The 16,640-nt window shown below is 74.8% G+C and carries 14 protein-coding genes; 8 read left to right on the top strand and 6 right to left on the bottom strand.

Features of this window, described 5'->3' with window-relative positions; genetic code table 11:
- Nucleotides 1–126: 126 nt before the first annotated feature.
- Genes D3P35_RS23720 through D3P35_RS23710 form a run of 3 tightly spaced genes read left to right on the top strand, consistent with a single transcriptional unit; the run spans nt 127 to nt 3,643 of the window.
- Nucleotides 127–1,560, top strand: a complete 1,434-nt coding sequence (locus D3P35_RS23720; protein WP_118138411.1) for a hypothetical protein — start codon at nt 127–129, stop codon at nt 1,558–1,560.
- Nucleotides 1,557–2,963, top strand: coding sequence for a hypothetical protein (locus tag D3P35_RS23715; protein WP_118138410.1), 1,407 nt, complete (start codon nt 1,557–1,559; stop codon nt 2,961–2,963). Before D3P35_RS23720 ends, D3P35_RS23715 begins: the two co-directional genes overlap by 4 nt.
- On the top strand, nt 2,963–3,643 hold the full coding sequence (locus tag D3P35_RS23710; protein ID WP_118138409.1) for a serine O-acetyltransferase: 681 nt from the start codon (nt 2,963–2,965) through the stop codon (nt 3,641–3,643). Before D3P35_RS23715 ends, D3P35_RS23710 begins: the two co-directional genes overlap by 1 nt.
- 76 nt (nt 3,644–3,719) lie before the next feature.
- Here the strand turns inward: D3P35_RS23710 and D3P35_RS23705 are convergent, their stop codons facing one another.
- Nucleotides 3,720–5,861: a heparinase II/III-family protein gene (locus tag D3P35_RS23705; protein ID WP_118138408.1), complete on the bottom strand. Its 2,142-nt coding sequence runs from the start codon at nt 5,859–5,861 to the stop codon at nt 3,720–3,722.
- On the bottom strand, nt 5,858–7,354 hold the full coding sequence (locus D3P35_RS23700; RefSeq protein ID WP_118138407.1) for a glycosyltransferase family 4 protein: 1,497 nt from the start codon (nt 7,352–7,354) through the stop codon (nt 5,858–5,860). Before D3P35_RS23700 ends, D3P35_RS23705 begins: the two co-directional genes overlap by 4 nt.
- A gap of 229 nt (nt 7,355–7,583) precedes the next feature.
- Between D3P35_RS23700 and D3P35_RS23695 the strand changes: the two genes are divergently transcribed.
- The 3 genes from D3P35_RS23695 to D3P35_RS26950 all read left to right on the top strand — a co-directional run bounded on the left by D3P35_RS23695 (nt 7,584) and on the right by D3P35_RS26950 (nt 10,275).
- The gene (locus D3P35_RS23695; RefSeq protein WP_118138406.1) at nt 7,584–7,808 is read left to right on the top strand and encodes a hypothetical protein; all 225 of its coding nucleotides are present in this window, start codon (nt 7,584–7,586) and stop codon (nt 7,806–7,808) included.
- A gap of 4 nt (nt 7,809–7,812) precedes the next feature.
- A complete protein-coding gene (locus D3P35_RS23690) occupies nt 7,813–8,658 on the top strand; it encodes a hypothetical protein (protein ID WP_118138405.1) in 846 nt (281 codons plus the stop codon).
- A gap of 384 nt (nt 8,659–9,042) precedes the next feature.
- Nucleotides 9,043–10,275 (top strand): sugar transferase, encoded by a 1,233-nt coding sequence (locus D3P35_RS26950; protein WP_304481862.1) that lies wholly within the window; start codon nt 9,043–9,045, stop codon nt 10,273–10,275.
- A gap of 446 nt (nt 10,276–10,721) precedes the next feature.
- Here the strand turns inward: D3P35_RS26950 and D3P35_RS23680 are convergent, their stop codons facing one another.
- Both D3P35_RS23680 and D3P35_RS23675 read right to left on the bottom strand, forming a co-directional pair.
- Nucleotides 10,722–11,138 carry a VanZ family protein gene (locus D3P35_RS23680; protein ID WP_118138404.1) on the bottom strand — a complete coding sequence of 139 codons (417 nt, stop codon included), beginning with the start codon at nt 11,136–11,138 and terminating at the stop codon, nt 10,722–10,724.
- The gene (locus D3P35_RS23675) at nt 11,135–11,935 is read right to left on the bottom strand and encodes a metallophosphoesterase (RefSeq protein WP_118138403.1); all 801 of its coding nucleotides are present in this window, start codon (nt 11,933–11,935) and stop codon (nt 11,135–11,137) included. The genes D3P35_RS23680 and D3P35_RS23675 overlap by 4 nt, the downstream gene beginning before the upstream one ends.
- A 238-nt stretch (nt 11,936–12,173) precedes the next feature.
- On the opposite strand from D3P35_RS23675, the gene D3P35_RS23670 reads away from it, so the two are divergent.
- Nucleotides 12,174–12,563 (top strand): hypothetical protein, encoded by a 390-nt coding sequence (locus tag D3P35_RS23670; RefSeq protein ID WP_118138402.1) that lies wholly within the window; start codon nt 12,174–12,176, stop codon nt 12,561–12,563.
- Between the two features lie 211 nt (nt 12,564–12,774).
- Here D3P35_RS23670 and D3P35_RS23665 read toward each other — a convergent pair whose 3' ends face one another.
- A complete protein-coding gene (locus tag D3P35_RS23665) occupies nt 12,775–13,713 on the bottom strand; it encodes a hypothetical protein (protein ID WP_118138401.1) in 939 nt (312 codons plus the stop codon).
- Nucleotides 13,700–15,109, bottom strand: coding sequence for a mannose-1-phosphate guanylyltransferase/mannose-6-phosphate isomerase (locus D3P35_RS23660; protein ID WP_118138400.1), 1,410 nt, complete (start codon nt 15,107–15,109; stop codon nt 13,700–13,702). The genes D3P35_RS23665 and D3P35_RS23660 overlap by 14 nt, the downstream gene beginning before the upstream one ends.
- 707 nt (nt 15,110–15,816) lie before the next feature.
- On the opposite strand from D3P35_RS23660, the gene rfbF reads away from it, so the two are divergent.
- Nucleotides 15,817–16,593, top strand: coding sequence for a glucose-1-phosphate cytidylyltransferase (rfbF, locus tag D3P35_RS23655; protein WP_118138399.1), 777 nt, complete (start codon nt 15,817–15,819; stop codon nt 16,591–16,593).
- Nucleotides 16,594–16,640: the final 47 nt, after the last annotated feature.

Here is a 16,640-nt window from a genome sequence, read left to right as displayed (position 1 = left end):
GCTGGCTTGGCGCCCGGGACGGGCGCTGGCGTGTCGCCCGGGACGGGCGCTGTCGTGTCGCCCGGGACGGGCGCTGTCGTGTCGCCCGGGACGGGCGCTGTCGTGTCGCCCGGGACGGGTGCTGGCTTGCCACCCGGGACGGGTGCGCTTCCCGCCGTCCGCCGCCCGGGCGCCGCGCTGCGCGACCTGCGCGGCCAGGTGCTGCGGCCGGTGTCGCGGGGGATCGCGGGGGTGCTCGGCCGGGTGCAGGCGCGGGCGCGCCGCCGCGGGGCGCGGGCGCAGGCCCGGGTGGCCGGGGCGGCGGTGCTGTGCCAGATGGCCCAGGTGCTGGGCTTCGAGGTGATGCCGGTGCCGCTGCGGCTGGCCCTCGCGGGGGCCGGGCTGGGGCTGGTGCTGGTGGCCGCGTTGATGCGGCTGCGCCTGCGCGCGCCGGGCACCGGCGGGCCGGTGCTGCTGCTGCTCGGCCTGGGGCTGAGCGCGCTGGCCGGGCTCATGGTGGCCGGCCCGCCGCAGGACCTGCCGGTGCGGCTGCAGCAGGCCTCGCTGCCGCTGTGGTTCATCGCGGCGCCCGGGCTGGTGCGCGCGCGCCGGCCGGCCGCGCAATCGGGCGGCCGGGCGCGGCGGCGCGCCCCGCCGGGCCCGGCCCGGGTCTGCCTGCCGCCGGCGCTGCGCCTGGGGCTGAAGGCGGTGCCGCTGCTGGCGCTCGGCATGGCGCTCGCCCGGCCCGCGGTGGAGGTGGGCGGCATCCTGCGCCCGGCGCCCTTCCTCGACAGCCAGGGCATCCATCTCTCGGCCTACGTGATCTTCGGCGTGCTGGTCTGCCTCGTGCATGGCGGCGGCGGCTGGCGGCGCATCTGGCCCTTCGTGGGGCTCTGCCTGCTGCTCATCCTGCTCTACCGGGTGCGCACGGTGCAGCTCGGCTGCCTGGTCTGGATCGGGGTGCTGGCCTGGGCGCGCTTCACCGCCGAGAGCCGGCTGATCCTGGCCATGCTGGCGGCGGCGGCGGCCTACGGGCTGGCGGTGGCGCTCTCGGGCGAGCTGGACCTCGCGGCGGTGAGCTCGGGGCGCGTCGCGGTCTGGGCCGAGCGGCTCGACCTGCTCGCCACCCGCTCCTGGGACATGCTGCTGGTGGGCAGCGGTGCGGGCTCCGACCTGCGCTCCAGCGCGGTCTGGTGGTGGGAGGAGAAGAACTCCCACAACGACCTGCTGGGCCTGGTGATCGAGCACGGGGTGATCGGGCTCGCCGGCTTCCTCGCGCTCTTCGCCCTGGCGCTGCGCGGGGCGGGGCCCCGGGCGGTGGCGGTGCTGCTGGCGGTGCTGGTGATGGGGGCGGTCTCCAACGGGCTTCTGGCCCGGCCGCTGGCGGGGTTCCTCTTCGCCCTCGGCTTCGCCGGGGCACTGGCGGCCGACGCCGCGGCCCGGGCCGGGCGGGCGCAGGCACGACACCGGATGGGGCAGGGGGCGCGGCCGCCCGCCCCGCCGGGCCGCGGTGTGCGGCAGGACGGCACGGCCGGCAGGACAGGTGACACGAGAGCGGATCGGGGGGAGGCAAGGGCATGAGCATGGCGGAAGGGTTCAGGCGGCGCGGCGCGGGCGCCGGGGCGGGGATGCTCGGGGCTGCGGCGGGCGCCTTCGGGCTGCGGCTGGGCGGGGTAGCCTGCCTGGCGCTGGCCTTCGTGGTGCTGGCGCGCACGCTGCCGGCGGCACAGGTGGCGGGGCTGTCGCTCGCGATGGCGGCGGGCACGCTGGGGCGCTACCTCGGGCCGCTGGGCTTCGACCAGCTCGCCCTGCGCCACCTGCCGCGGCTGCGCGCGGGCGGGCGGGCGGCGATGGCCCGGCGGCTGGAGGGGGCGCTGTTCGGCGGCGGTTGCGCCGCGGGGAGCGCCTGTCTCGCGGCCGGGCTCGTGCTGCTGCCGCTCTCGCCGGCGGCGCCGGCGCTGCTGCTCGCCGGGCTCGGCGCCCTGGGCGGGGCGGCGGCCGGGGTGCAGCGCGCGCGCGGCGAGGTGTTCCGCGCCGTCTTCCCGGAGGGCGGGCTCGCGCCCGGCCTCACCCTGGCGGGGCTGCTGCTGCTCTCGGCCGCCGGCGGGCTCACGCCCGGTGCGGCCCTCGCGGTGCTCATCGGCGCGGCGCTGCCGGGGCTGGTGCTGCAGCTGGCCTGGCTCGCGGGCGGGGCGCGGCTGCGCCCGCACCTGCCGGCGCTGCGGCTCTGGCGGGAGGCGCTGGCACTCTGGGCGGTGCAGGGGGCGACGCTGCTGCTCAACCGCTCGGCGCTCTGGCTCGCCGCGGCGCTGGCGACCGGGGGGGTGATGACGGCCACCGGAGGTGGCGGGATAATGACGGCCACCGGAGGTGGCGGGGCGATGACTGCCGCCGGGGGCATGGCCGAGGTCGCCTGGCTCGACGCGGGCCTGCGCCTCGCGCTGCTGCCCGGGCTCGCGGGCTGGGCGGCGGGGATGGTGCTGGCGCCGCAGGTCTCCGCGCTCGGGGCGCGGGGCGACGGCGCGGGGCTGCAGGCCGCGCTCACGCTGGGCTGCCGCCTCGCCACCGCCCCGGCCCTCGCGCTGCTCGGGCTGCTGGCGCTGGCGGGGGAGGGCGGCATGGTGGCGGTGCTCGGCCCGGGCTTTGCCGCCGCCACCACCCCGGCGCTCATCCTGCTCGCCGCGGCGGCGGTGGACGGCGCGACCGGGCTCTCCGCCCTGGTGATCCTGCATGGCCGCCCGGAGCGCGGCGCGGCGCGGCGGGTTCTCGGGCTCACCCTGGCGGCGGCGGCGAGCCTTCCCTGCGCCGCCCTGGCCGCGCTGGGGGCGGGGGCGGGGCTCGCCACGGCCGTCGCCCTGGGGGTGCTCGCGGCCACCGTGCTGCGCGGGGCCGGGCTCACGGCGCTGCTGGTGGGCAGCGGCGGGCCCTGGCCGGGGCCCTTCGGCCGGCCCGGCATGGCGCCTGCGGCCCGGGAGCGGGTGTGATGCAGGCGATCCTGCGGCTGCACCGGCTCTCGCATGCCTGCCACCGGCGCGGTCTGCGGGGCGCCTCGCGGCTGATCGACGGGCTGATCCGCCTCGCCTTCGCTGCCGCCCTGCCGGGCCGGGCGCGGCTGGGGGAGGGGGTGTTCCTGCACCATTCCGGCCTCGGCCTGGTGGTGAACGGCGCCGCCGAGATCGGGCCGGGCTGCGAGCTCGGCGTGCACGTGGTGCTGGGCGGCAACGGCCGCGGCCCGGGCGCGCCGCGCCTCGGGGCGGGGGCGGTGGTGCTGGCGGGCGCGAAGCTGCTCGGCCCGGTCGAGATCGGCGCCGGCGCCGTGGTGGCCGCCAATGCCCTGGTGCGCGAGGACGTGCCGCCGCGCTGCCTCGTCGCCGGCCAGCCCGCCACCATCCGCCGCCGCGACATCGATCCCGCCGCCTATCGCCACCGCCCCGACGCCGATGTTTCGCGCGCGAAACATCTCCCCGCAGGCAGCGCCTCGGGGGGCATCGAGCCCCCGCTCGGCGCTCGCCGCGCCCTCTCCGGGGCGCGGCCGGGCGCCCCCGGGCGGGAGGGACCGCAAGGGCCCGACGCGACCCTGGAGGCGGAGGGGCCTGCCCCTCCCCGACAGGGGCGCTGTTCCCCGGCCGAAATCCTCGATACGGGAACCCATCGCGCATTATAGGAGGACAAATCCCGCCCTTTTGCGCGCCACATGGGGTGTGCCGAAAGCGGGGTGTTTCGCGCGCGAAACACCCCGCTCAGGCGAGCGTCAGCCGGGTGGTGATATCGGCGCCGGATGCCCCGCTCCAGACCAGCCGCGGGGCGGGGAGGAGCGCGCCGAAACGGGGCGAGACCCAGCCGCCGTCGGGGCCCGCCGCGCCGCAGGGCGCGCGCAGGGAGCCGGGGGGGAAGGTGAGGGTGAGCAGGGAGGTGCCGTCGCGGCTCACCCTCGCGGCGGTGGGGGAGAGGGCGACCTCGCAGCCCGGCGCGAGCTGGAAGGTGAGCGAGACCGGCAGGCCCGGCCGCGCGCCCGGCAGGCTGTCGCGGATCTCGAGACCCTCGGGCAGCAGGCGGATGCGCCGGCGGTGCAGGCAGCCGTGCCGGCGGCGCCAGGCGTCCGTTTCGGCGAGCAGTTCCGCCGGTTCGGCCCGGGCGCTCACGAGCCGGCTGCGCGCGTGCCGGCCCCAGTTGAACGGCCCGGTGATGCGGCTCTGGTTGCCGCCGGCGATGCTGAGCGTGTTGTGCGCGGGCGTGGAGCGCAGCCAGTCCCGCCAGCCGCCGCCGGCGTGGTAGGCCCAGGTGCCGGGGTCGACGAGCACCGCCGCGCCGTCGACCGCGAGGGTGAGCGAGAGCGCATCGGCATGGCCGTGTGCCGCGATGGAGAGATAGCCCAGCGGCCCGTGGTCGAGGCTGAGGGCGATCCGGCCGGCGCGCAGCAGGCTCAGCCCGCCTTCGGGGAAGACGGCGAGGCCCGGGGCCGCTGGCGGCAGGGCACTGCCCGGGGCGCCGAGCAGCAGGGCGCGGAAGGCGGCGTTGCCGGGCGGCCGGGCGGCGGCGTCCGGGGCGGCGTCCGGGGCGGCGGTGTCGTGGCCCGCCCCGGGCAGTGCCGCGCAGGCGGCGACGGAGCGGGCGTGGGCGGGGCCCGGTTCGGGCGGGCCGAGGGTGAGGACGCGGCCCTCGTCATCGTCGCCGAGGGCGGGCAGGGGCAGGTCGGCGGCCCGGATGAAGCGGGCGAAGGCGTCGAGCCGGGCGCGCACCGGGCCGGGCAGGGGGCGCAGCCGGTGGACGAACAGGCCGAGCTCGGTGGTGAAGGCGCCGTAGGAGGGCGATTGCTCGGCCGGGGCGCCGTCGGGGAGGATCTGGGCGAGGAGCGCGGTGCAGAGCCCGGCATGGGCGCGGCTGGCGGCCTCCGCCGCGCCGGGCAGGGCGGGCCAGAGCGTGCCGAGGGTGACGAGCCCGGCGCATTCCGCCACGAGGTGGTTGTTGGCCGAGGAGAAGCGCGAGGGGAAGCGCTGCAGCCAGAACAGGTGGGCGGAGAGCATCTCGCGCAGGCAGGCGGCGGCGGCGGGCGAGAGCGCCGCCCCAGCCCATTGCGCCACCGGGGCGAGGGAGATCACCCGCAGCGCCAGCTCGATGCCCGAGGACCAGGCCAGCCCGCGCCAGGGCGGGTTTTCCGCGTGCCAGCCGCGCAGGGCGGCCTCGAGCCCGGCCAGCGCCTCCGGCGCGCCGGTGAGCGCGTGATGGGCGGCGAGGGCGGGCAGCATCTGCAGCCGGTTCACCTCCCAGAGGTATTTCACGTCGCCGAAGCCGGGGGCGTGGCGGTGGTCGATGGCAAAGCACCAGTGCCGCGGCCAGTGCCGGCCCGAGACCGGGTCGAGCGACCAGAGCCCGGGGGGGAAGGCGCCGTCCTCCGCCCCGGGCGGTCCGGGGAGCCGGGCGTCCGGGGGCGGGCTCTGCGCGGGGGAGGCGCCCGTGGCGCGGGCATCGGCAGGCGGCGGCGCCGGGGCGCGGCCGGTGCCGGGTGACCCCGGGCCGGCCGCGGCGGGTGCTCCGGGTGAGGAGAGGCCGCCGCCCGGCGCGCGGGGGGGCGCGTCCGTGGCGAAGCTGTGCTGCGGCGAGGCCGGGCCCGGCCCGGGGGCGGGCCAGCGCCGGCCGAGGGCTTCGAAGGGGCGTTCGAGCGTGGCGGTGGCGGCCTCGGCGATGGCGGCGCGCAGGGCGGGGGAGGCTTCGTGGAGGCAGCGCAGGGCCGGGGCGTCGGGCGGCTCGAGGGCCGGGCCGCGGTGGCGCTCCCAGCCCTCGAGCCGGCGGGCGGAGTGCTTCAGTCCGGCCTCGCGCAGCCGGTGCGCCACCTCGGCCGGCGACATCGAGGCCAGCCGGCGCAGCATCCATCCCGGCCTCATCGGCGCGGCTCTGCCGGCCGGGACCGGGCGACGGGATGGGCGAAGCGTTTCGCGCGCGAAACATGGGCGGTGATGCGGGGCTGCGGCGGGGGTGGGGGTGCATCACCCCGAAGGGGTGTCGGAAGGGAATCCCGAAGGAGCGCCATCGCTTCGGAAACGGGCTTCGCGGGCCCGAGGGAAGGCGGCTCCCGAAGGGGCGCGAGCTGGCCGGAGGCACCCGCGCTGGCCCGGGGAGTCGGCCCGGGAAGGGGCGCGCGCCGATCGGGTGCGGGGTTCGCAGGGGGGATGGCGGGGCCGGCCGTGTCGCCCGGCAGGGGCGGGAGGCCTGCGGCGGGGGCGCCCGCCGAAGGCCCGGGGGCGGGCCGGGGTGCGCGGGGCAGGGCGGCCGCGCGCCAGATGGCGGCGAGCCGGGCGAGGCAGCCGTCGATCTCGAGATGGCGGGCGTGGAAGGCGCGGGCGGCCTGCCCGAGCCGGGCGCGCAGGTCGGGCTCGGCGACGAGCCGGGCGAGGGCGGCGGCGAGGGCGTCGGTGTCGCCGGGGGGCACGAGAAGGCCGGTCTCGCCGGGCAGGAGGATGTCCTCCACCGCGCCCACCGGGGTGGCGACGATGGCGCGCCCGGCGGCCATGGCCTCGATCACCGACATCGGCAGGTTCTCGTCATGCGAGGGCAGCACGAGGACATGGGCCTGGGCGAGCGCGCGCTCCACCGCCTCGGGGCCGAGCCAGCCGGGCAGGGAGACCCGGGCCTCCAGCCCGGCGGCGCGGAGGCGGGCGCGGGCCTCGGAGAGCGCGCCGTCGCCGGCGATCACCGCCTCCCAGGCGGGGCTGGCGGGCAGGCGGGCGAGGGCGTCGATCAGCTCCCACACCCCCTTGCGCGCCCCCACCCGGCCGAGGAAGAGCAGCCGCACGGGCGGGGCCCCGGGCGGGGCGGTCGGGGCCCGTGCCGGGGTGGCATTGGGCAGCACGTGCAGCCGGGCGCGGGGCGCGCGGGCGCGCAGATGCGCCTCCCAGGCCCGGCCGAGCACCAGCACCGCGGCGGCGCGCTCGAACAGGGCGGTGATGGCGGCGGCCCGGCGCGGCGGGGCGGCCGCCCAGTCCTGGCGGAAGCGCGAGCCGTGCAGCTGGACCACGTAAGGCAGGCCGAGGGCGCGGGCGAGGCCGCAGACCAGCCGCTTGCGCGCGATCGAGCCGCCGCCCGAGAGGTTCACGTGCACGAGGTCGACCCGCCCGGCGAGGCGCAGGGCGAGCAGGCGCGCGAGGCAGGCGGCGAGGTGGAGGGGCGAGAGCGCGAGCGCCCCCGGCCCGCGCGAGACCGCGAAGCGCAGCCGCAGCCCCGGCACCGGCCGGGCGGCATGGGCGGCGGCGAGCGTGTCGGTCATCCGGTCGATGCCGCCCCGGCCGCCGGGGCCCAGCGGGGTCACCACCAGCACCTGCAGCGGCCTGGCCCGGGGGGGCGGATCGGCATCCGGATTTCTGCGCCGGGGGGCGGACATGCGCGGCCTTCTCCCGTGGTTCTGCGTTTCCTGTCCCCTGAACAGAACTCATAAACCTTTTAATAAAGAATTGCTGATATTTGAGACGTATTCGCATGAAGCCGGTTTATTGCAGCCCCGGGGCCCGTATTTTGTCCAGTCCAGTCTCTTTCCGCCTGTCATCGCGCCTGACGTTCCCGGCCTGCGGGGGCGTCTCCCGGCCCCGGGGTTCCGGCGGGAGGGCGGGCGCATGATGATCGCCTTCGGCTTCTCGCTCACCGCGGCCGCGCCGCCGCGGCTGTTTCCGGCCGGCGGCCCGCCGCCGCTGCCCGGCGACGTGCTGCGCCTGAACGGCCAGCCGCTCGCGCTCGGCGGGCTCTGGCTCACCTGGCCCGACCCGGTGCCGCAGACGGCGCTGCGCCTCGATGGCGAGCCGCTCACCCACCAGGGCGCCCTGATCACCCTCACGGAGTAACGACATGGTCGAAGTTGCCGATGTGGCAGAGGAACTCGCCACCGTTCTCGGGCCGGCGGTTTCCGCCGAGCTCGGATTCACCTACACCACCAGCCAGTTCTGGTCGAAGACCCGCAACCTGGGCCTGGGCACCGAGACGCCGGCCTATGCGCTGCACATCCAGCAGAACCCCTCGGGGGCGAGCGGGCTCAACCTGTGCTCCCAGGTGTTCATGAACGCCGTGCCCTCGGCCGCGGGCTCGGGCCAGTACGGCGGCATGGACGTGACGGCGCGCTACAATTCCACCCAGCAGGGCGGCGGCGATGTCTGGGCGGTGCGCGCCATCGGCGAGGCCACCAACACCGGCCTGATGAACACGCTGATGGGCATCTGGGGCCGCGCCCGCTACAGCGGCAGCGGCAACGGCGGCAGCTTCGGCTCGCTCTACGGCGTGCGCGCCCAGGCCGAGATCACCTCCTCGGGCCACGTGAACCACGTGATGGCGCTCAAGACCGAGGACGTGACGCTGGGCACCGGCTCGTGCAACCACGCCTGGGGCATCTATGTCTCGCCCCTGCCCACCAGCGGGGTGACCGACCAGGCGGCGGCCATCCACATCTCGGCGCGCGGGGTGCAGAACTGCATCTCCTTCGCCGGCACCACCACCGAGAACGAGGGCGGCGCCACGCGCATCTATGCCCATGCCGACGGCGGGCTGAAGCTCGACCGGGTGGGGGCGGCGCTGCGCCTCGACCTCTCCTCGCTGCCCAGCTACGCCGACGATGCCGCCGCCGCGGCCGCCGGCGTGATCGCGGTGGGCGAGGCTTACGTGAACTCGGCCACCGGCGCGCTGCACCGCCGCCTGGCCTGAGGCCGCTCTGCCTGAGCCTGCCGCGGCCGGTGCGTCTCGCCGGCAGGCAGGCCCCCCCCCCGGCGCCTCCGGAATATCCGGAGGCGCCATCTTTTCAGCTCGGGCCTCCGGAGATTCCGGAGGCGCCATTTTTTCAGCTCGGGCCTTCGGATACTCCGGAGGCGCCTTTCTGATGGTGCCCGGGCCTTCGGGGTGCCCGGGGGCACCATCCTTGTTGCCGGGCACCGGATGTTCCGGGGGTGCCGGTTTCGTGCGGCCGCGCCAGCGGAGCCTCCGGCGGCGGCAAGGGCGATTAGCACTCTGTTTACCTTGATCTGTCCTTAGTGACGGCAGTCCGGCCGGCCCGCCCGGGAGGCCGCCCGGGGTGACGGGAAGGGGGCGAGAATGCGCGATCACGGCCTTGAATGGCCCGGCTTCGAAGAGCGCGGCGCGCTGCAGCCGCTGCCGGTCCTTCCGCCGCTTGCCGCGCCCGGGGCCGCGGCCGCGGAGGACGGGCGCCGGGCGCATCTGCTGATGTTCGGAGATGTCGCGGCCGGGGCGCTGCCGGCGCTCGCCTGCGGGCTGGCGGGCGGTCCCGCGGCCCCGGCGGCGCTGGCGCTGCTGGCCTGCGTGCCGGTCCTGGCGCGGCTGGCGGGGCTCTACCGCGCCGGGCTGGCGCTGCCGGAGGAGCTGCGCGGTGTCACCGGCATGGCCGGGCTGCTGGGCCTGTGGAGCCTGCTGCTGCTCTGGGCGGCGGAAACCCCGCCCGAGGGCCTGGCCGCGGCGCTGGCCTGGGGGGGCTTCGTGCCGCTTGCCCTGCTCGCCCGGGCCCGGGCGCGGCTGCACCCGCTGCGGGGGCCCGCGGCCGCCCGGCCCCGGCCGGCGGAGAGCCGGCCCGCGCCGCTGCCGCCGCTGCTGCCGGCAGGAGAGGGGGCGGGGGCCCCGCGCGCCTTCCTGTTTCCCGCCCTCACCCGGGAGGCGGAGGTGGCGCCGGCCTCGCCCTGGGTCTCGGCGCCGCTCAAGCGCGGCATGGACATCGCCGGGGCGCTGGCCGGGCTGGTGCTGGCAGCGCCGCTGATGCTGGCGGCCGTCCTGGCGCTGGCCCTTGCCGGCGGCCCGGTGTTCTACGTGCAGTCGCGGGTGGGGCGCGCCGGCCGGCGCTTCGGCTGCCTGAAGTTCCGCACCATGCAGGTGGACGCGGCCGGGCGCCTCGCGGCGCTGCTGGCCGCCGACCCCGCGGCCCGGGCCGAATGGGCGCGCCACCAGAAGCTGGCGCACGACCCGCGGGTGACGCGCATCGGCCGGGTGCTGCGCCGCTTCGGCCTCGACGAACTGCCCCAGCTGGTGAACGTGCTGCGCGGCGAGATGAGCCTCGTCGGCCCCCGCCCGGTGATCGCGCCCGAGGAGCCGGGCTACCCGGCCGACCGCGCCTATGCCGCCGCCCCGGGCTTTGCCGCCTACCAGGCCTGCCGGCCCGGGCTCTCGGGGCTCTGGCAGGTCTCCGGCGGCTCGGCGCTGCCCTATTCCGAGCGCATGCGGCTCGACGCGCGCTACCGGCGCGAGGCGGGATTCTGGCTCGACCTCGCCATCCTCTGGGCCACCGCCGCCGCCCTGCGCCGCAACCGCCCCGGGGTGTGAGACCCGTCCCTTGCGCCCGGGAGGGCGCGGTGCCGGGCCTGCGCCCGGGAGGGCGCGGTGCCGGAGGTGGCCCGGCGCGCGCGACGGGGAGCGAGACGGGGAGCGCTACGGGGCGTGTCGCAGGCGTCTGGCCGGGGTGAGACGGGTGGTCTCCCGGGCCATGTGCCGGCGCGGGCTGCCCGCGGCACCCGGCTTCCCCCTTTCGCCCGGGCGACCAGCCCGGGCCGCGCCCGACCCTCCCCCCGGGAGGGCGCGATGGCGATGTCACCAGCCGTTCAGCCGTCGTCCGGGGCTTTCGGGATAAACCGCTGACCACAAGCGGAGCTGCGCCCACCCGGGGTCGGGCGCGGCCCTCCGTGCCTGGCGGAGGCGGTGCGGAGTCAGGCCGGGCGCAGGCGCCGCAAAGTCCGCCGTGCCGCAGGCACTCAGGCCGTGTCGCAGGCACCTCAGCTGCGCAGGCTCCGGGCGCGGCGGGCGAGGGTGTGGACCACGAGCGTGGCGGCGAGGGCGCCGAGGGCGTTGGCGGCCATGTCGGCGGGGTCGAAGCTGCGGTGCGGCACCCGGGTCTGGGCGAATTCCAGCCCCACCACCAGCCCGGCCATCAGCGCGAAGGCCAGCCGCCGCCGGCGGCGCCGCGGCCCGGCGGCCAGCAGCAGCGTGAGCCCGATGCCGAAATGCATCAGCACGTGCACCAGGTAGGCGAGCTCGGGCGGCGCGCGGCGGATCTGCGGCGGCGAGGGCGTGAGGCTGAGCCAGGCCACCAGCCCCAGCGTGACCAGCGCGGCGAGCTGCCAGAAGCGCCGCCAGCCCAGCACCCGGGCGAGGACCTGTGCGCCCGTCGGCCCGCCCGGGGGCCGGCTCATGGCGCCCCCCCGGCGTCGACATGCACGAAGCCCTGCTCCGCGTCGAGGCGCAGCGCGGTGAGCCGGCCGGTGTAATAGGCCCCGGTGTCGACGCAGATCCGCCCCGGGGCGATCACCGGCTCGGGCGCGTCGTAATGGCCGTGGACCACCACGAGCCCCTCGGGCGGGCCCTCCTCGAGGAAGCGCGAGCGGCCCCAGAGCAGCGCCTGCTCGGGCTGGGCGGAGAGCGGCAGGCCGGGGGCGATGCCGGCATGGGCGAAGACCACGTCGCCGGAGCGGTGTAGCATCACCGTGGTGCGCAGCAGCCCGAGCCGGGCGCCCAGGGCCTCGCGCAGGGCGGCGGCGGCGGCGTCGAGCTCGGCCCCGCCCGGGCGCATCCCCAGGGTGATGCCGTAGCTGCCCAGGGTCTGGCGGCCGCCGAAGCTCAGCCAGGCCGCGCCGCCGGAGGGGTCGTCGAGAAACTCCAGCAGCGCCGCCTCGTGGTTGCCGCGCAGCAGCACCAGCCCGTCGTCGCGGGTCTCGGCGCGCAGGGAGGCGAGCATGTCGAGCACCTCGCGCGACTGGTCGCCGCGGTCGACGTAATCGCCCAGCAGCACGAGCTGCAGCCGGCGGGCGGGCCGGCCGGCGGCCTCCTCGGCGGTGCTGCGCGCGGTGTGATCGGCGAGAATCGTCTCGAGCAGGCGGATGAGCAGGTCCGAGCGGCCATGCACGTCGCCGACCGCATAGACCCGCCGGTCGGCCGCGACGCGCGGGCGGGCAGGCGGCGGTGGCGGGGGGCTGCGGCGGAAGAACCTCACCGCGGGCCTCGCAGCTTCAGGGCCCCTCGGGGCGGCAGACGCAGTGTCACGACGCGAAGACTCCTCCTGTTTCGGGGGCTGTTTCGGGGGCTGCTTCCGGGGCTTTCGCGGGGCCGTGCCGTGCCCCCGCACCCGCGCCCCCGCCGGTGGTTCCGGCGTCGGACGAACAGGGGTCTTTGATTGACATGCAAGCCATGAGAATGGTAATTTGAGCACGTTATTCAGGAGGTTTGCAATAATGTTCGGGAATATTTCAAGGTCTGGCGTTAAAATCCTGCTGGTTGCAGCGTTTGTTACTTTTCCCTTAATAAGTGTATCTCCTGCCTTCGCGGCCGGGGATGGTGTCCGGACCTACAGCGCGGAAGCCCGCGCCGAGCTCCGGGTCGCGCTCAAGGCTGCCATCGAGGAGCGGATCGCCAAGGCCCAGGGCCGCATCTCCGCCTGGCAGGACGCCTATGCCCACACCAACCGCACGGTGTACCAGGAGAAGCTGTCGCGCAAGATCGCCCGCGCCACGATCTGGCTGGAAAACCTCCAGCGCCAGCTCCAGTACGTCGACGTGCTGCGCGAGGACCGGCTGGTGCAGAAATACGAGCGTATCACCGGGCGCAAGGTCTCCGCGACCTGAGCCGGGCGGCCGAACGGCCATCCGGACCGGGTTTCCGCCCGGCCCCGCAGCGGGGCAGGGCAACCGCCCGCAGCGGCAGGCCGCGCAATCGGCCTGCCTGCCTGTGCCCGGCCGGGAACACCCCCCGAAATCCCCGTCCTGCCGATATCCGCCGCAGGGGCGCAGGGCGCCCCGGCCGGCATCTCCATGCGCGGGGCCATGTGCGAAGGGCTCAGCCCGAGGGCACGTCGGGGGAGGCCTCGGGGAGGGCGGGGGCGTCGGGATCCATCGGGTCGGCGCGGTAGAGCGTGTCGAGCCCCTGCAGCAGCGGCGCGAGATCGGGCTGCACCCAGGCACGGTAATACCAGCGGTCGAAATGCAGGCTCACGGCGATGTCGCGGGTCATGGCGTCGAGATCCGCCGGGCCGGGGGGCTGGGGGAACAGGCTCAGCCGCGAGGCGAGGCGCAGCCGCTCGAAGGCCACGGGGCGACTGTAGGGCGCAAGCTCCCAGGAGCGGCGCAGCGCCTGCCAGGCCGCCCGCGCATCGCCGCGCAGCAGCTCGGCATTGCCGAGCGCATCCCAGGCATAGATGTTGCCCGGCGCATGGGCGAGGCTGGCGCGCAGGTGGCGCACCGCCCGGTCGGCGTGCTGCGCCAGGGGGTCGTCCTCCTCGGCCTCGATCTCGGCGCGCAGCTCGGCGAGGATGCGCGCGCGCTGCTGCTCGGGGGTGAGCGCGGGGGCCGCCCCGGGCGCGGGGTCGGGGGCGCGCACCCGGCCCGGCACCATGCCGGTGAGGGCGGCGAAGAGCTCCTCCTCCTGCGCCGCCTCCTGCCGCGCCGCCTCCTCGGGGGCGGATTCGGGGGCGCCGAACACCTCCTCCTCCGTGCCGGCGAGCAGGAAGCCGTAGCCCTTCTGGAACAGGTAGGCGGAGGGATCGTAGAGATCCTCGAGCGCGCTCAGCCGCCAGTCCCCGTCCGGGCCCGCGACGCGCTTCGCGGGGTTCAGCGCCGGGCTGTCGGCGCTGATGTCGGCGAGGCAGAGCGCCAGCAGCAGCAGCAGCGCCCCCTGCAGCAGGTGGAAGGCCCGGGCCCGCAGCCCGGCCGGGGGGGCGTCCTGCCCCCGCTTCCGGCCGTGCCGCCTGCGCCGGCGGCGCCGCTCAGCTTCGGGCATAGATGTCCTCGTAGCGGATGATGTCATCCTCGCCGAGGTAGACGCCGGTCTGCACCTCGATGAGATGCATCTCCACCTTGCCGGGGTTCTCCATGCGGTGCACGGCGCCCAGCGGGATGTAGGTGGACTGGTTCTCGGTGAGCAGCTTCACCTCGTCGTCCACCGTCACCTTCGCGGTGCCCGAGACCACGATCCAGTGCTCGGCCCGGTGCACGTGGCTCTGCAGCGAGAGCTTGGCGCCGGGGTGGACCATGATGCGCTTGACCTGGAAGCGCGGCGCGAGGCTCAGCGTCTCGTACCAGCCCCAGGGCCGGTGGCAGCGCGGGAAACCCTCGGCCTGGGGGGCGTTGAGGGTCTTGAGCTTCGCGACCACCTCCTTCACCCGCTGGCTCTCGTCGAGATTGGCCACCAGCACCGCGTCGCGCATGGCGATGGCGGCGATGTTCTTCAGCCCGATGCCCACGAGATGCATGTTCTCGTCCTCCGAGCGCAGCATGGACTGGGCGCAGTCGATGGCGGTGACGGAGCCCTGCGTGGTCATGCCGGAGGCGTCGGGGCCGAGCTCGCGCCAGACCGCGTCCCAGGAGCCGAGGTCGTTCCAGCCGCCCGAGAAGGGCACCACGGAGAGCGCGTCGCTCTTCTCCATCACCGCGTAATCCACCGAGATGTCCGGGCAGGCGGAGAAGGCGGCGGTGCCGAGGCGGAAGAAGTCGAGGTCCTTCTGGCCCTCGGAGAGCGCCTTGCGGCAGGGGCCGATGAGGCCGGGGGCATGGGTCTCGTAGGCGGCGAGGATGTCGCCGACGCGGAACAGGAAGATGCCGGCGTTCCACAGGAAGCGGCCGGAGGCGAGCATCTCGGCGGCGGCGGCGGCATCGGGCTTCTCGACGAAACGCTCGAGCTTCTGGGGGCCGGTCGCGTCGGGCAGGCCGAGCTCGAGATAGCCGTAGCCGGTCTCCGGCCGGTCGGGGCGGATGCCGAAGGTCACCAGCCGGCCCTCGGCGGCGGCCTGAGCGCCCTGCTCCACGGCGGAGCGGAAGGCGTCCGTGTCGGCGATCACGTGGTCGGAGGGGGCGACGAGCATCAGCGCCTCGGGCGTGTCCTGCAGGGTGAGGGCGGCGCAGAGGATGGCGGGCGCGGTGTTGCGGCTCACCGGCTCGATGAGCACCTGGGCGTCGGAGATGCCCAGCGAGGCGAGCTGCTCGGTGGCGATGAAGCGGAACTCGGCATTGGTGAGCACGATGGGCGCGCCGAAACCGGGGCCCGAGAGCCGGCGCAGGCTGGCCTGGAACAGGCTCTCCTCGCCCATGAGCGGGCTGAACTGCTTGGGGTAGCTCTTGCGCGAGACGGGCCAGAGCCGCGTGCCGGAGCCGCCGCACAGGATGACCGGATGAATCATGAAACCAAACTCCTCGGGAAATGAAACGGGAAATGACGGGGGGCAGCGGCGCGGGGGAGGGAGCCCGGCTGATGCTGCGCTGCGAAAAGGCGCGGGGAACGGGAGGGGGAGCACGGTGCCCGCGGGACGTGGAAGGGGCGGCCCGCCCCGGCGCCGGGGCCGGCGGGCGCAACCCGGGCGTGCCGCGGGGCGGGGGGCCGGGAAAGGGCGGGCGCGCAAATCATTGGTCTTTCAGCACTCTGCAACACAACCGCGGAGGGGAATCACCACGTCACTGCCGGAATCATGCGCGAAACCGGGCCGGAAAAGGTGAAAATCCGCCGGTTCCTGCCGAAATCTGCCGAAAAAATGCAACCGCGGATGCGTAATCCCCAATGGATGCAACCATTAATGCGTGCTCGTTCAATGGCGGTATTCAATGACTCAACCACAGGTTAATTAAACCTTGAATACGCAACTTTTCGAATGGTTAATGGGCAGTAATTATTGCCGTTGACATACTTTGAGGCTGCGAGTACCCAATTAAGGAGGGTTGTGGTGCGGTGCACAGTGGCGATTACCAAGACGCGGTGCCGGATATAAAAATATCTCCAGCCCTTTTTCGAAAAAGACGTCATGTTTTGAGTGGCGTGATACGCAAGTACTTAGAAAAAATTTAATACTCTATCGGAAGCGCGTGTAACTCCCGTTCGAGGTCATTGAAAGTCATGAAAGTCGTTATTCTTGCAGGTGGACTGGGGACAAGACTCTCGGAAGAAACCTCTGTCCTTCCCAAACCCCTTGTCGAAATCGGATCCGAGCCGATCATCTGGCACATCATGAAGATCTTTGCACGCTTCGGCGCCAAGGAATTCATCGTGTGCTGCGGATACAAGGGCTTTTTGATCAAGAAATATTTTCAGGATTACCACATAAGAAACTCCAGCGTGACGTTCGATCTTTCCCGGTCGACGGCACAATACATCGATGAGCCCCGTGACGACTGGCGGGTGACCCTGGTCGACACGGGGCTCAACACCATGACCGGCGGGCGGCTGAAACGCATCCGCCGCTTTCTCGACGATGACGAACCCTTCCTGATGACCTACGGCGACGGGGTGGGGAACATCGACATCACCGACCTGCTCTCCTTCCACAACGCCCAGGGCAAGCTGGCCACCGTCACCGCGGTGCAGCCCACGGGCCGTTTCGGCGCCATGTATCTCGCCGGCAACGACCCCACCGTGCACAATTTCCACGAGAAGCCCAACGGCGACGGCACCTGGGTGAACGGCGGCTTCTTCGTGCTCCAGCCCGAGGTGCTCGACCTGATCGACGGCGACGCCACGATCTGGGAGCACGACCCGATGCGCAAGCTCACCGAGAAGGGCGAGCTGGTGGCCTACCGCCACCACGGGTTCTGGCACCCCATGGACACCCTGCGCGACAAGACCGTGCTCAACGATCTGTGGAACGCCGGGGATGCGCCATGGCGGGTGTGGTAAGCGAGACCGGCACCCGCCAGGAGGTCGCCTTCGCGAGAGGGGAGGCG

This window comes from Oceanicella sp. SM1341, from assembly GCF_003448965.1.
Taxonomy (GTDB): Bacteria; Pseudomonadota; Alphaproteobacteria; order Rhodobacterales; family Rhodobacteraceae; genus Paroceanicella.
This window is presented reverse-complemented; position numbering and strand designations above follow the sequence as displayed.